Below are 14403 nucleotides of genomic sequence, written 5' to 3' on the forward strand. Positions count from 1 at the left end.
GACGTAAGCGTCCTGCTGCCGTCAGAGTGCTGCTGCTAAGGCATGCTCGATATAAAGCTGGCGTAAACGCTGAGTCAGGGGACCCGGCTGACCCGCGCCAACCGGCTGGCCATCGACATTGACGACCGGGTAAACAAAGGAGGTGGATGAAGTAATAAAGGCTTCTGCGGCCTCTCTGACTTCATCGATAGTGAAGCCGCGCTCTTCCAGACGCAGGCCATGTTCATTAATCAGGGCAATCAGCGCACTGCGGGTGATACCCGGCAATAACAGCTGCGAAAGCTCACGGGTGACGACGGCACCGGCGTGGGTGATGATAAAGGCATTGTTGGAGGTGCCTTCGGTAATCAGGCCATCCTTGACCAGCCAGGCATCGTCAGCACCACGCAGCCGCGCCTGCTCTTTCGCCAGGCAGGCGTACAACAGTTGCGTGGTCTTGATATCGCAACGCCCCCAGCGTAAATCCGGCAGGCTGATAATATTCATCCCACGTTTCGCCAGCGGGCTGCCAAGGATGTCTTTGGCCTGGGTGTAGAGCACCAGTGTCGGTGGCGTACCTGCTGCGGGAAACGAGAAGTTTCGGTCTTCCACGCCACGGCTTACCTGCAGGTAAATCAAACCTTCGTGCAAATCGTTGCGGGTGATCAGCTCCCGATGGATCGCCAGCAGCTGATCGTTATCAACCGGTAACGACAGCGCCAGCTCACCCAGCGAACGACGCAGGCGTTTGAGGTGCTGCTCGAAATCCACCAGTCTGCCCTGCAATACCGCAGTCACCTCATAGATGGCATCGGCGAAGGTGAACCCCCGATCAAAGACCGAGATTTTCGCTTCATTTTCCGCAATAAACTCACCATTCAGATAGACGGTGCGCATGACTCAATTTCTCCGGGTTAGGGGCGTTCCACGCCAGTCTGGCGGGTGATGATGCCGTAATGTTCGATGCGGCGATGACGGGCGAAATCAAAGATGGTGGTCTTGCCGAACTGGCACAGATCCATGTCGCAGCGGTGGGCGATCAACTCATCACCCTGCCCGCTGGCGCGCGCCACGACAAATCCGTTCGGGTCCACGATGACGCTGCCGCCCATTAATGGGAAGCCATCTTCAACCCCGGCTTTAGCGACACCGACCACCCATGTTGCGTTCTGGTAAGCACCGGCCTGCATACAGAGTTCGGAGTGGAACAGCCGTTTGGTTTCGCCTTCATCGCGTTCCAGGGAATTCACGGAAGGGGTGTTGTAGCCCAGCGTGACCAGTTCCACGCCCTGCAATCCCATAACACGATAGGTTTCCGGCCAGCGGCGATCGTTGCAGATACACATGCCCATGATCGCGCCCTGGTTTTCCCAGGTCGGGAAGCCCAGATCGCCCGGCTCGAAATAACGTTTTTCCAGATGCTGGAAATCACGATGTGGATCGTACTCAACATGCCCCGGCAGGTGCACCTTGCGGTATTTACCGACAATATTGCCCTGCCGATCGGTGATGATGGAGGTGTTAAAGTGACGCCCTTCCGGGGTCAGTTCGGCGTAACCAAAGGTGATGGCAATACCATGCTCGCGGGAGAAATCGAACAGCGGACGCGTCACATCATTCGGCATTTCGCGTTCAAACCAGCTATCGACTTCATTCTGGTCTTCCATATACCAGCGTGGGAAAAACGTCGTCAGCGCCAGCTCAGGAAACACCACCAGCTCGCACCCCTGCTGCCGCGCCTGCTCCAGTAATGCCAGCATGCGCTGGACCACACTTTCTCTTGAGTCGCTTTTTTGGATTGCTCCCAACTGAGCTCCGCCAATTACAATTTCACGCACGCACTTTTCCTCAACAAGACCGACACAGTGTCGTAGGGCCATTGTGTGAGGTTCAGAGCGGTCTGTCGTATACCAAAATGTGGGCCTTACTTAACCTAAAGTTAATCCATGTTGAACAGATGGAAGCCGCTGCTATCCAGCACCTTGCGCAGATGGTCGATAAACACCTGCGCAAACTGCGCCAGCGGTTCATGGCGCAAATGCACCAGGCTGATGGTCAGACGTTCTTCAGCGAGAATCGGCAGTACCGCCATGTGTTTAGCACCGGAGGCACGGAACGAGATTTCATCAACCACCGAGAAGCCGGTGCCGTTTTTCACCAGCGCGCAGGCGTGATGCGGCGAATCGACATCAATACTCGGACGATATGGCAGACCAACGCGTTCGAAGGCCTTCATCATAAAACTGTAGAATGGGGTATCCGTGGAGTAACCAATAAAGGGCGTCTCCGCCAGCGCCGCAGGCAGCTCTTTGGCCGGTAATCGGGTGAGTGGATGATTGGCCGGGCACACCACCATTACGCGGATATAACTCAGGGGCACGGCACACAGGTTGGGATGATCGATAGGAAACAAAGAGATACCGAGGTCCGCATGCTGATCAAGCAACCGATCCCGCAGCAACCGGTGACGCAAACATTCCAGACTGACGAGGATGTTTTCGTTGCACTGCCTGAAAGCACCAATGGCATCTGGCACCAGTTGATGCCCCAGACTGGGGCTGCTGGCAATACGCAGCACGCCCTGACGCTGCTGCACCAGGTTGTGCAGCGTGGTATTGACGCGCTGGATATCGCGATACACCGATTCGACGTCATTGAACAGGCTGCGTGCCTCTGGCGAAGGATATAACCTTCCCTTAACCCGTTCGAATAACCGGAAGCCAATACGAGCTTCGGTGTGCGACAGCATCCGGCTGACGGCGGGTTGAGACACAAACAACAGTTGCGCGGCACCGTTAATCGAACCGGTAATCATAATCGCCCGAAAGACTTCAATCTGACGCAGATTAAGCGACTGCATTCGGTTTTCCTCTGAGGAATGAATAGCGAGTGCTGAGCTGTTAAACGCTTAACACCAGGTTATAGGTTGTTAGCAATTAGCATGCCAGGAGGGATTCCGCGGCGGGGAAGTGCGCTGACAGCGGGGACATCGTCCGGTAATAATATGATTCGCAAGATCTTACCGGAGCCATCGATTGTGAGCGTCGCACACATTATTTTGCCTGTCTTTCTGTTGATTATTCTTGGTTATATTCTCGCTCGCCGGGGAACCATTGATTCCCACGCCAACAAAGCGCTGGGTAGTCTGGCCTTTAAGCTGTTTATGCCGATGGTTCTGTTTACCGGGATGGTCAACGCGCCGCTGCATGATGGCCTGAATATCAAAATTCTGGCGGCGTACTTTGTCCCGGCGCTGCTTATTTTTGCGGTGGTGAATATCATTACCCATCGCCATATGGGGAATCCGACGCCATTTGGCCTGACGGCTTCCTTTTCCAATAATGCCCTGATCGGTCTGGCGATGGTGGCAGGCATGTACGGTGATGCGGGGTTGGTGTTGCTGTTCACGGTACTCGCGGTCCACAGCTTGCTGCTGTTTGGTTTTCAAAGCCTGTACAGCACTCTCGCCGGAAGCGAGCCGTTTAAACCCGGCGTTCTGCTGGCAAGCCTGGCGAACCCGATGATTATTGGATTGTTGCTGGGAACGGCGGTGAATCTCGCGCATCTTACCTTGCCCGACTGGAGCATGAAGCTGGCGACCTGGCTGGCACAGGCGGCGCTGCCTTGTGCGTTGATCGTGCTTGGGGCCAATCTTGCTGGCTTTCGCCTGCGCCCCAATGCGGCGGTGGTGGGCATTACCGTCGCCAAGCTGGCGATCATGCCGCTGGTGGTGTTGCTGGGTTGTGTGCTGCTGCATATCAGTGGAATGCCACGCGGCGTGCTGGTGCTGATGGCTGCCAATCCTTCCGGCGTTAACGTGCTCGGGTTTTCACGCTCGCAGCAGGATAGCCAGATAACCAGTTCCGCGATTTGCCTGACCACCCTGCTGTCGATGGGCACGCTGCCGGTGTGGATCTGGGTGAATGCGTTGTTTTGAAATCCTGCGGACAGCGTTGGGAGAATGCACTTATCGGTAGCGGCGCGATTTATCGCGCAGGTTTTTGGCAGCAGAAACCCTGTAAAAAGACGCGCGATAAATCGCGCCGCTACAGGCGTAAGGTGCGAATTTATTCGCACCAGGTATTGACGCTCAAGACGGTAGCTACGCAATGTGCCTTAGAACTGGTAAGTCATCCCGACGCCAAAGCTGTCATCGGTGGATATGCCGAACGGGGTATTCTTATCAAGCTGGTTGATTTTATAGTCGGTGTAGACAAGAAAGTTTTTATTTAAAAAGTACGCGACGTTAACATCCAGATATTTGGCCAGATAGACATCGCCGTAACCTTCAATCTCTTTCCCCTGAGACTGGAACCAGCCAATGCCGGGAACGATACCGTTTTCGAAAACATAGCGCGAATAGACTTCGAAGTTCTGAGTTTTGTTGGCAAAACCATAACCACGGATAGGCGTGATATTCTGGCCCTCAGAATATTTAATCGCAGCATAAAACTGGCCTGGATTATATTTGAATCCCAGCGCCCACATTTCGGCCCGATCACCATCGCCATAGGCTAAGGCTTCCTGCGCCGCTGTACGATGCGAGTTGCCATAAGCGGCCAGCACGGTGCCACCCCAGTCGAAACTATAACTGACGGAAGCGCCTGCACCCTCACCATTCGAGGTATAGACGGTGCGGCCGCTGTTATTACTGCCCGCCCCGTTTTTCCCCTGATACTGCAAGGCAAAGTTGACGTTATCAGACAAGCCAAACAAGTTTGTATTGCGGTAAGTCAGCACCCCGGTGGCGCGGCCGGTCATAAAGCCATCGGTGTAGCTATCCGTCAGATGGTCAAAAATCGGGGCATAGTCGGTAATGCTGGCAACATCATATAACACACCGTTATTTCTGCCGTAATCGATGCTGCCCCACTGGCCATATTTCAGCCCGGCAAATCCGTAACGGGTTTTATTCCCCTCATCGCCTTCCGCTTCAGAATGGTTGGCCTGAATATTATATTCCCACTGACCATAACCGGTGAGCTTATCATTAATTTTTGTTTGTCCTTTAAAACCCAGACGCACATAACTGTTATCGCCATCAACGCTGGTATCATCGCTGAAATAATGCCTGGCTCGCACGCTGCCATATAGATCCAGTTTGTTGCCGTCTTTATTATAAATTTCTGCTCCCTGAGAGATTGCAGGCAGAACAACAGCCACCGCAAGCAGTGTATATTTCATCACCTTCATTATTAATGCCTCATCATTTTTATTTTAAAAAGGGGTGGCGAGATGCCACCCAATTGCACTATTAACGGTTTAATGGACGGGGTTGCGCATCCTGCGGCAGCAATGAATGGTATGTTTCACCTTCCAGTTGCAAGATATGTTCTTCTTTGGCCTGGTTAATAATCGCCGGATTGGTTAATACGCGTACGGCTGAGGCTGCCATCACGCTGCCCGCCAGCAGCATGCCCTTGTGTGCGTAAGAGGTTTTACCCTGTGTCACCATTTGCCAGGAATGCGGTGGCGTACCCCATGCGCAGGTCGCAATATAGACCTGCCCGACCGGCAACAGCCAGCTGACATCGCCAACGTCGGTGGAGCCATTAAGGAAATCAGGTTCGCGACGCAAAGGGGTAATATCCTCGGATAACACCCGTCCTCTTTTCGCAACCTTGCGCTTTTCCTCATCAGAAAAGGTTGCCTGGATCGATGCGGCAAAGGCTTTTTCTTCCTCGCTAAAGGCCACCGGCCCGATTTTGTTCAGTTCTTCGTCCATGATGCTTGCCAGCGTCACGTTAGGAATGAGATCCGCAGAAGCCGCATCAAATTCAATCGTCACCTGGGTGCCTGACATCAGCGCCGCACCGCGGGCAATATCATGCACACGCTCGGTGATATCGCGCACTTCATGCATTTTGGGCGAGCGTACTTTGTAGAGAACATGCGCCTCAGATTGCACCACATTCGGCGCGTTGCCACCGGCATTGGTGATGGCGTAGTGCAGTCGCGCTTCGGGAATAATATGTTCGCGCAGGAAGTTCGCGCCGACGTTCATCAGCTCGACGCCATCCAATGCGCTGCGTCCCAAATGCGGGCTAAAGGCCGCATGGGTGCTCTTCCCTTTAAACAGATATTTCACCTGATTGGTCGCCAGCATACGTGCGTTATACGCCAGGTTTTCATCCCAGGGGTGCCAGGTAAAAGCAATATCGACCCCCTCAAACAGGCCAGCGCGCGCCATAAATGCTTTACCGCCGCCACCTTCTTCCGCCGGGCAGCCAAAGAATTTAATCGTCCCGGATAACCCGGTTTGCTCCATACAGGCTTTGGTGGCAAGGGCTGCCGCTAAGGCTCCTGCGCCTAACAAATTATGCCCACAGCCATGCCCATTGCCGGAAGGCACCACCGGGGAAAAATAGCTGCATTCTGCCTGCTGGCTGAGGGATGGTAACGCGTCAAACTCGCCCAAAAAGGCAATAACCGGCTGGCCGGTCCCGAAAGTCGCGACAAAAGCGGTTTCAATGCCGCCAGCTTTACGCTCAACGGCGAAACCCGCGTCTTCAAGGGTTTGCGCAATCAGCGCGGCCGACTGCGACTCTTCATAACGGACTTCCGCAAATTCCCACACCTGGTCGCTGACCAAAATAATCTTTTCACGTTGCTGGTTCAGCGTGTCCTGAATAATGGCTGAATAATTCATAGGGCCTCTCTTATTAATGCGATGGATTTGAACGGGTTTCACTCTGTACCGTGCTGTTCGAATGGGTCATTGAAAGCGCAATCAGGCAGGTGACCACGGCGCAGGCGATAATCATCAGAAAGGCCGTGGAATAATTCTGGTTGGTGAGCTTTAACAGATACCCGATCACCAAAGGGGACAGAAACGAGCCGATCTGCGCCACAGAGTTAATCAGGCCGGTCGCAGTCCCGACGGATGCTTTCGGGTATTGCTTGATGATGGTGACGAACACGCTGATGCTGATCGCGTTAAGGAAAATGTTGGAAAGGGATAACCAGGCAAAGGCGATTGGCACTGAAGAAGCATTAAACATCAGCCAGATAAACAGCGCAGACACCGAGGAACCGATCGCAATCAGAAACTTTTCCCGCCCCTGGAAAAACCGATCCAGCAACCAGCCGCAAACCAGAAACGAGATAAAACCCAGCGTGGGTGGCAGCATCGACCATGCCCCCATTGAGACCATGCTCATGCCCTTCACTTTAATCCAGTAGGACGGCAGCCAGGATTGCAGTCCCCAGAACACGATATTGGTGAAGAAATAACAGGCGGCGATTTGCCATGTCAGTGGGCGGGTAACGATTTCCAGCAAGCGTCTTTTTTCCGAGGTCTTATCCCGTGCCGTGCTGGCCGCCGGGGAAGCTGTCTGGTGATCCGCTGACGAACGCAGCACCAGCCAGAGCACCAGCGCCAGACCCATGCCGAGGATGCCCAGCACGAAAAACATCACCCGCCAGTTGAAGAAGGCAATCAGGGTGGTGACGACCACGGACCCGACGGCAAAGCCAACCGACGCACCGGATTGCAGGAAAGACTTGGCTCTTGCCATTTTGCTTTTATCAAATTGCTGGGCAATGACGACAGAACTGCCCGAAGGGAAAACCGCTTCCCCCATCCCGACAAAGAAACGTGACACCACCAGACCGAGGATCCCGGTCGCCATTCCGGTACAGGCGGTGGCGACGGACCAAAGACCTACCGCACCGGTAAGAATGGTTTTGCTACCCAGCCGATCGACAAGATAGCCGCCAATCAGTTGCGTGATTGAGTAGGCGAGGAAAAAGCCACTGATAATCATGCCCGTTTCATCAGAGGCCAGTCCGAATTCACCGCTAATCGGAATGATGGCAATGTTTATCGCGGTTTTATCAATGAAGCCCACAACCCAACACAAAAACAATATGAAGATAATGACTTTATTTTTATTCTCTGTAATGAAGCCAGACATAGATGACCCTCAAGTGGATAGCGATACCTTTTCTTCGCCCTTGCTACCCTTGCAAAAAAAGTGAAAAATAACTATGTGCGAACACACATCAGAAAGGTTTATTTTATGTATGAAGATACACATAGCGTTGCCGTGCCGGATCATGCATCGGCAATAACCTCCATTGTGCAGCGCTATTATCCACAGGCGCAGGTTAATGTCAGCCATTCGGCACGGCGTTATGATGATGCGCTGAAAGATGCTGACGAAAATATTGATGAGCGTAACGAATCATATATTCTTAGCCATCAAATCCTGTCCCGGGAGATCATCATAGAAGCGGTGTGCCTGTATATTGACTCGCTGAAAATAAATATTAAAAACATTGATAATGAGCCTGAGAATGGCTATGTGCATGCATTAATCAATGACATCAAAGTTTACTTTCTCTCTGGTGTGATTAAATATCAGAATTTTATGTTCAGAAAAGTCAGCGATAATACCTGGCATCTGGCTTCGGGTTTATCGCATGAAGTCATTTTACAGCATGTGATTGAGGGCGCCCTTAAAACCATTCCGCACAGTGATGCGGCAATCTTTCGTATTTATGATCAAGAAAAGAACCTGTTGATTCCGGTTGCGATGCTGGGGTTTGAGAACAATTATTATGAATACGCCGTTACACCACAACAGTCCATTTCCGGCAAAGCTTTTGAAAGCCGATCATCCATTTTAGTTAATTCCAGAGAAGAAATATTAAATAGTTTTACGGAGCACTCAACGGTTCGTGAAAGCATCATGAAGAACAACCCGATCGCCAATGCCCTGTTATGTGTCCCGGTGTTAGATCAACAAACCTGTTATGGCACATTGACGATATTATCCCTGAAACGGCATTCAGTATTTAACTCACTGGCAGTTTCTTTACTGGAAACCTTCGCCTCTCAGGTGGCATTAGCCTGGCGTAATGCCCGTTTGTACGACGAAAAAGCCGCCAGTCTGCGTGAAGTGGAAATGCTCAAATCACAACTCGAAAAACAAAACAGGTTATTGAAGGTGAGCGTGGACCTCCATGCTGACATGATCAACTTATCGACAAAATTCAATAGATTAGATGAATTCATCGAACAGCTTTCCGCTCGGGTGAACTCAGCCATGAGCTATATCGATATCCTGGGTCACCGTTATTTCAACGCCAGAAGCCAGCACTATAGCTGGGATACGCTATCTCAGCTCCATAAAGCGCATGACAACACCAGTAACGTGATAACCGAGGGTGAATGTCTTATTTACCCGCTGATTAATGATGACTTTCTGGTGGGTTTTATCATTATTAATGGCTACGACATTGATGAATTGAATGCTGTGATCGCAGCCCGCATTCGTGACTTCGTCGTGATGGAGATCATGAAGCGAACCAGTGCCGTTATTATCACTCACAAAAAGATCGCATTTATTTTTCAGGAGATCATCCGCTATGGATTATCGGCCAGACATGAACGCAGCCTGCTGGATAACGGTTTTCATTTTAAAAACTGGATAATGTGCATCAGATTATCGCCATTTAATACCGAATTGAATGACCTGGCCTTTATCACGATCAAGAACCATCTGGTCGGCAAGACAGGGCTTAATCATTCAGCCTTCTATGTTGAAAATAATGAAGTGGTGATATTTCATGCAGAAAATACAAATGGAAAACTGAACATACTGGAAGAAAAAATACGTGAAGATCACTATCTTCAGCACAATTTCCAGGTGGGATTAAGCCCCATCACGACCAAAGAAAATATCGTGATAAGTCATCAGCAGGCAGGAACCGCTCTTGATGTACTCAAAACCCGGCAGCGACCCGGCATTCTGAATTTCAGCAACACCGGCATTGAAAGATTATTCACCAAACATAACAGTGAAGAGCTCAAAACATTTATTAGCGATATCCTTTCTCCGGTACTGGACACCGGCGATAAAGGAGCCGTTTTAATTGCGACTTTGCAGTCATATCTGAAAAACAGCCAGTCAACGGTGCTGACAGCGAAGGAGCTGAATATCCATATTAATACGCTCTACCAACGGCTGCGGAAATTTGAAACGCTCACCAATCTGAGCCTGACTAATCCAGATGATTTTCTTATGATAAGCCTGTCATGTCATATGAACCGGATTTATTCCTGATGTGTACAGATGGCCAGGTTAATGGCCATCTGCCAGCACATGACTTACCAGCCGGCATAAGCCTTGATTTCGGCATCCGTCACCTGCGGAGCTTTGCGAATTGCCAGTGCCAGCTTCTCAATGGCGTAATCCATTTCCTCAGTGGTAATAATCAGCGGTGGCGTAATTTCCAGCACATTGCCGCCGACGTAATACACCACCAGCCCTTCTTTCCAGGCCTGATATACCACTTTCTGCGCCAGGATGCGGTCCGGTCTTTGGCTGCCATCGGCCGCAACCAACTCCACGCCAATCGCCAGACCATGTCCACGCACATCGCCGATAACCGGGAGGCCCTTCGCCAGGTCACGCAGCATCTGCATAAAGTACTGCCCGGACTGGGCTGCGCGCTGCGGCAATTCCTCCGTTTCCAGCACATTCAGCACCGCACGCCCAACGGCAGTACAGATGGGATTGCCCGCTGTGGTTAACAAAGCATGGGCGGCGGGTCCGCCGAGGATTTCTTTGGGACCCACCGTGGCCGAGAGTGGCAAACCGCCACCCAGCACCTTCCCGAAGGTCACAATTTCCGGTGCAATGTTCTCATGCTGGAAGGCATGCAGCAGTCCGGGACGGCCCAGCCCCATTTTGACTTCATCGCAAATCAGCGGTACGCCCGCGTTAATACATAACTGGTGTAATCCGGCGAGAAAACCGGCCGGGGGCACTACCATGCCGCCATCGGATAAGATCGGTTCGACAATCACACAAGCGACATCCCCCTGCTCCAGCTGGGCCTGCACTTCGAGCAGACTGGCTTCCACGCTGGCCTTAACCGGGTCTTTGCCCGCAATATGCGGGCGGAAGGGATTGGGATAGGTCGCGAGGTAAAGATCGGGGTCGGCGGCGCTGCCTGCCGAAATATGTACTCCTGAAACCTTCATCGCCAGCCCAATGCCGCCATGATAGCCATGAGCAAAGGCCACCACTTTACGTTTGCCCGATGCCAGGCGGCAGGCGCGCAGCGCGACATCGTTGGCATCACTCCCGGCATGACCGAGGTAGACGCAGCGATCCCCCTTACCCGGGGTGATCGCCAGTAAATCTTCGGCCAGTCCGACGGAATCAGGATGCACCGCCGACAACCCTCCAGCTCCGGCCGGTGTCTGCGCCGCTTTCATCATCGCTTCGGTGATTTTCCGATGGCCGTGGCCCAGGCCACAGGCAGTCCAGGTCGCCGACAGATCGAGCAGTTTGCGTCCCCCCACTTCGGTTAACCAGCATCCTTCACCTGATGAAACGGTCAGCGGGAAAAAACGTAACTTCTCAATGCCAGCAATCGATTGCGCATCACGCTGATAAAGCGCTTCAGCTTCCGGCGGAAAAATAGCCTGACTCATACTGATTCCTTCTGTGCGATAGCGGTGGTGAGGGGTTCAGCCGGAGCGGAAAACTCTTCCGACAGCGACAAGCCAATATTTCGCACCAGACGCGGCGCGGAGATAATGATGATCAGTCCGGCAATGCACCAGTAGAACGCCACCAGCGCCGGGCTAAATAAATCTTCCTGTCCTACCACGTTGTAATAGAGGGAGACGACCATGATGACGATGCCCAGCACCGGCAATAACAGCTCCCATTTAGGGATGTTCTGACCCATGCGGGTGATGAAATTGATCACCCCTAACTCAATCATCAGATAGGTAATCATCAGACACACTGAGCCAATCACCGCAAAATAGAAGTAGGCATCAATCGCGCTGTTGCCGGTGCCCATCGAAGGTTTACCCGTCAGCCATGCAGCGACGTCCACCAGCAAACTCACCACTAACACTAACGTCAGCGCATTACGCGGTTGATGGGTTTTGGCAGAGACCTCAGCAAAACAACTGTGACCAAAGCCATCACGGGCCAGGGCGAACAACAGACGGCTGGAGGTGGCAGCGGCGGAGAGATTCGCGGCAAACGCCGACATCATGGCGGTGAACAACATGCACAGCGAAAATACCGTGCCGACATAGGTCTGCGACAGCGTACCCAGTGAGTTGGCAGAGTTTTTAAAGGCATTCAGCCCGGATTCACTGGTGCCGAAACCCAGGGTCTGCACATACATCATGCCGACAAATAAAATCCCGGTCAGCACGATGGAACCCAGCAACGCCAGCGGGATGTTACGTTGTGGGTTTTCTGTCTCCTCGCCCAGCGTGGCGCAGGCTTCAAAACCCGCCCAGGAGAGGAACGCCGCGACCACCGCCGCCATCACCGCCTGGAAACTCACACCATTCAGGCTAAACAGCGAAGCATGTTGTTCGGTGGTTGCTGGCTGATGGATGATGATAACCGCTGCCAGCACCAGCATCAGGACGATCCCTACCCCTTCAATCACCATCAGCACACGCGCCACGGTCTGCCCATCACGCGAGTTCAGAATCCAGCTAAAAATCACCCCGACCGCAGCGGTGACAATCCATGGAATCTCAATGTGCGAGGCGGGAAATAACGCCTGCAGGAACGCATTAGTGAACGCTCCTAGGGCCGCCAGGGTGGCAATCGAGAAGAACAGATAAGTTCCCATGATGGCAAAACCGGAAAAGAATCCTGCGCGCGGCCCGATGGTTTTGCCCACCAGACCATAGGCACTACCCGCATGGTTATAAAAGCGTGTCAGGCGGATAAAACCGTAGGCGATGAGCGCAATCCCCACCAGACCCAGCACGAATACGATAGGCAGTGCTTTCCCAACTGAATCAATTAATCCCTGCGCATTGCCGGACATGGCTAAGGTCGGTCCCACCATGCCCAGCGACAGGGCCAGTGCTTCCCAAAGCTTTAAATTTCGCTTTTTATTTGGTGCATTATTCATCTCTCTCACCCTCATACAACGTGATTGTTTAGCGAGTTGTTAATGGGTTTCCCCGGTGTTGGTCAGGCAAAAATGGTGCAAGGGGTCCGTTACACGGACCAGGCAAAGCGGAACTTCTCGGTGGTGGTTTTTAATGGCAGATGGCCATAACTGTCGTGTTCATGACGACGCACCGCAATCAAGGCGCCCAGCAGTTCCGGGCGGAACAACGCCTGAGCCAGCTCGCTCTGTTCCAGCCGGGTTAAGGCATCGGCCTGCGAGTAAATCAAACGTTTGATCTGTTTCTCGCTGCGCTGTTGTTCAGAGAAATCGGCGGGGGCGGATTGCGTAGCTTCGGGCAGCGGCATTGACTGGGTGTGACCTGCCAGCGCCATGCCAAGCACCGCGCCACAGGCGATGTAGGGATTTGCTGAAGGATCGATACACTTCACTTCAAGATGCGCGCCATAAGGATTCGCTGGATTCGCGGCGCAGTAACGAACGGCCGCCTCGCGATTTTCCAGTCCCCAGCAGGCATAAGCACCGGACCAGTGTCCCGGCTGAAGACGATCGGCAGACAGTACCGAAGGGGCCAGCAACGCCACCATTTCAGGCAGATAGTGGACAATCCCGGCAATTAAACTGCCCCCTTCCGCCGTGATGCCATACGCACCCTCTCCCCCGGCCAGTAACGGTTTGCCCTGACGGGTAAAGGAGAAATGCAGATGCGCGCCATTGCCAGCCCCACCTTCAAACGGCTTCGGCGAGAAACTGATCCTTAACTTATGCTTGCGCGCGATACGGCCCAGCAGAATGCGGGTCAGAACCAGCCGATCAATGGCGGTCACGGGATCTGCCGGAGCGAGGGATAATTCATACTGGGCAGTGCCGTATTCCGCATGAAACTGCTCAAGGCCGACACCGGCTTCGCCGAGTGAATTAACGATATCGTTAACCACGGCTTCCTTGTCCAGCAGTGCGCCCATGCCATAGGCATGCCAGTGACCAGCTGATGCATCGGACTCTTCCGGCAACAGATAAAACTCCAGCTCGCCCGCCGCGAGGGTCTCAATGCCTGCCGTCTGCAACGCCTCGACCTGGCTGCGCAGAAAATGACGTGAGCACCAGGCTGCGCGTTCGCCCTCTTGTTCAAAGACATCCACGGGTGCCCAGCAAAATCCATCCTTTAGCTTCACCAGCGCGGAAAGATCAGCGCGCAGGCGATCGTCACCCACCGCCGAAAATGCCGGTATCCAGGCGATGGCATTATCGGCGCAAAATAACGCCCAGGAAGGAGAAGCACCCACCCCAGACTGGCTGATGGTTTTCAGGCGAGTGGCCGGAATGGATTTGCCACGAATCACGCCAGCGGAATCCACCAGCGTGGCAAATAACGTGGCAACGCCACTCGCGATAAGACTTTCACATTGAGAATCAATGGATTGATTATTTTCTACTGCCGCTACTTTATCCATTACACCGAAAACTCCCGTCTGCTATTTACTGGTGACCGCGCTTGAGATTTTTTTATAT

Annotated in this window: 11 protein-coding genes; 2 read left to right on the plus strand and 9 right to left on the minus strand. The window is 52.8% G+C overall.

Annotated elements, in window-relative coordinates; translation table 11 throughout:
- Positions 1-21 precede the first annotated feature (21 nt).
- The 3 genes from HA50_RS24390 to HA50_RS24400 all read right to left on the minus strand — a co-directional run bounded on the left by HA50_RS24390 (position 22) and on the right by HA50_RS24400 (position 2839).
- A complete protein-coding gene (locus HA50_RS24390; protein WP_084879385.1) occupies positions 22-876 on the minus strand; it encodes a D-amino-acid transaminase in 855 nt (284 codons plus the stop codon).
- A gap of 17 nt (positions 877-893) precedes the next feature.
- Positions 894-1817, minus strand: a complete 924-nt coding sequence (locus HA50_RS24395) for an N-carbamoyl-D-amino-acid hydrolase (RefSeq protein ID WP_084879386.1) — start codon at positions 1815-1817, stop codon at positions 894-896.
- 101 nt (positions 1818-1918) lie between these two features.
- Positions 1919-2839, minus strand: coding sequence for a LysR family transcriptional regulator (locus tag HA50_RS24400; RefSeq protein WP_084879387.1), 921 nt, complete (start codon positions 2837-2839; stop codon positions 1919-1921).
- 144 nt (positions 2840-2983) lie between these two features.
- Between HA50_RS24400 and HA50_RS24405 the strand changes: the two genes are divergently transcribed.
- Positions 2984-3916, plus strand: coding sequence for an AEC family transporter (locus tag HA50_RS24405; RefSeq protein WP_244193667.1), 933 nt, complete (start codon positions 2984-2986; stop codon positions 3914-3916).
- Positions 3917-4095: 179 nt separating this feature from the next.
- On the opposite strand, the gene HA50_RS24410 is transcribed toward HA50_RS24405, so the two are convergent.
- The 3 genes from HA50_RS24410 to HA50_RS24420 form a co-directional block, all read right to left on the minus strand.
- A complete protein-coding gene (locus tag HA50_RS24410; protein ID WP_084880218.1) occupies positions 4096-5163 on the minus strand; it encodes a porin in 1068 nt (355 codons plus the stop codon).
- Positions 5164-5233: 70 nt separating this feature from the next.
- A complete protein-coding gene (locus HA50_RS24415; protein ID WP_084879388.1) occupies positions 5234-6628 on the minus strand; it encodes an amidohydrolase in 1395 nt (464 codons plus the stop codon).
- A gap of 13 nt (positions 6629-6641) precedes the next feature.
- Positions 6642-7895: an MFS transporter gene (locus tag HA50_RS24420; RefSeq protein WP_084879389.1), complete on the minus strand. Its 1254-nt coding sequence runs from the start codon at positions 7893-7895 to the stop codon at positions 6642-6644.
- 105 nt (positions 7896-8000) lie between these two features.
- On the opposite strand from HA50_RS24420, the gene HA50_RS24425 reads away from it, so the two are divergent.
- Positions 8001-10049 carry a GAF domain-containing protein gene (locus tag HA50_RS24425; protein WP_084879390.1) on the plus strand — a complete coding sequence of 683 codons (2049 nt, stop codon included), beginning with the start codon at positions 8001-8003 and terminating at the stop codon, positions 10047-10049.
- 44 nt (positions 10050-10093) lie between these two features.
- On the opposite strand, the gene HA50_RS24430 is transcribed toward HA50_RS24425, so the two are convergent.
- The 3 genes from HA50_RS24430 to HA50_RS24440 all read right to left on the minus strand — a co-directional run bounded on the left by HA50_RS24430 (position 10094) and on the right by HA50_RS24440 (position 14345).
- Positions 10094-11428: an aspartate aminotransferase family protein gene (locus HA50_RS24430; RefSeq protein ID WP_084879391.1), complete on the minus strand. Its 1335-nt coding sequence runs from the start codon at positions 11426-11428 to the stop codon at positions 10094-10096.
- Entirely contained in the window at positions 11425-12891 is a 1467-nt protein-coding gene (locus HA50_RS24435) for an APC family permease (RefSeq protein ID WP_084879392.1), read from the minus strand. Before HA50_RS24435 ends, HA50_RS24430 begins: the two co-directional genes overlap by 4 nt.
- Before the next feature lie 89 nt (positions 12892-12980).
- Positions 12981-14345, minus strand: a complete 1365-nt coding sequence (locus HA50_RS24440) for a type I glutamate--ammonia ligase (protein WP_084879393.1) — start codon at positions 14343-14345, stop codon at positions 12981-12983.
- Between the last annotated feature and the right edge of the window lie 58 nt (positions 14346-14403).

It is taken from the genome of Pantoea cypripedii (assembly GCF_002095535.1).
GTDB lineage: Bacteria > Pseudomonadota > Gammaproteobacteria > Enterobacterales > Enterobacteriaceae > Pantoea > Pantoea cypripedii.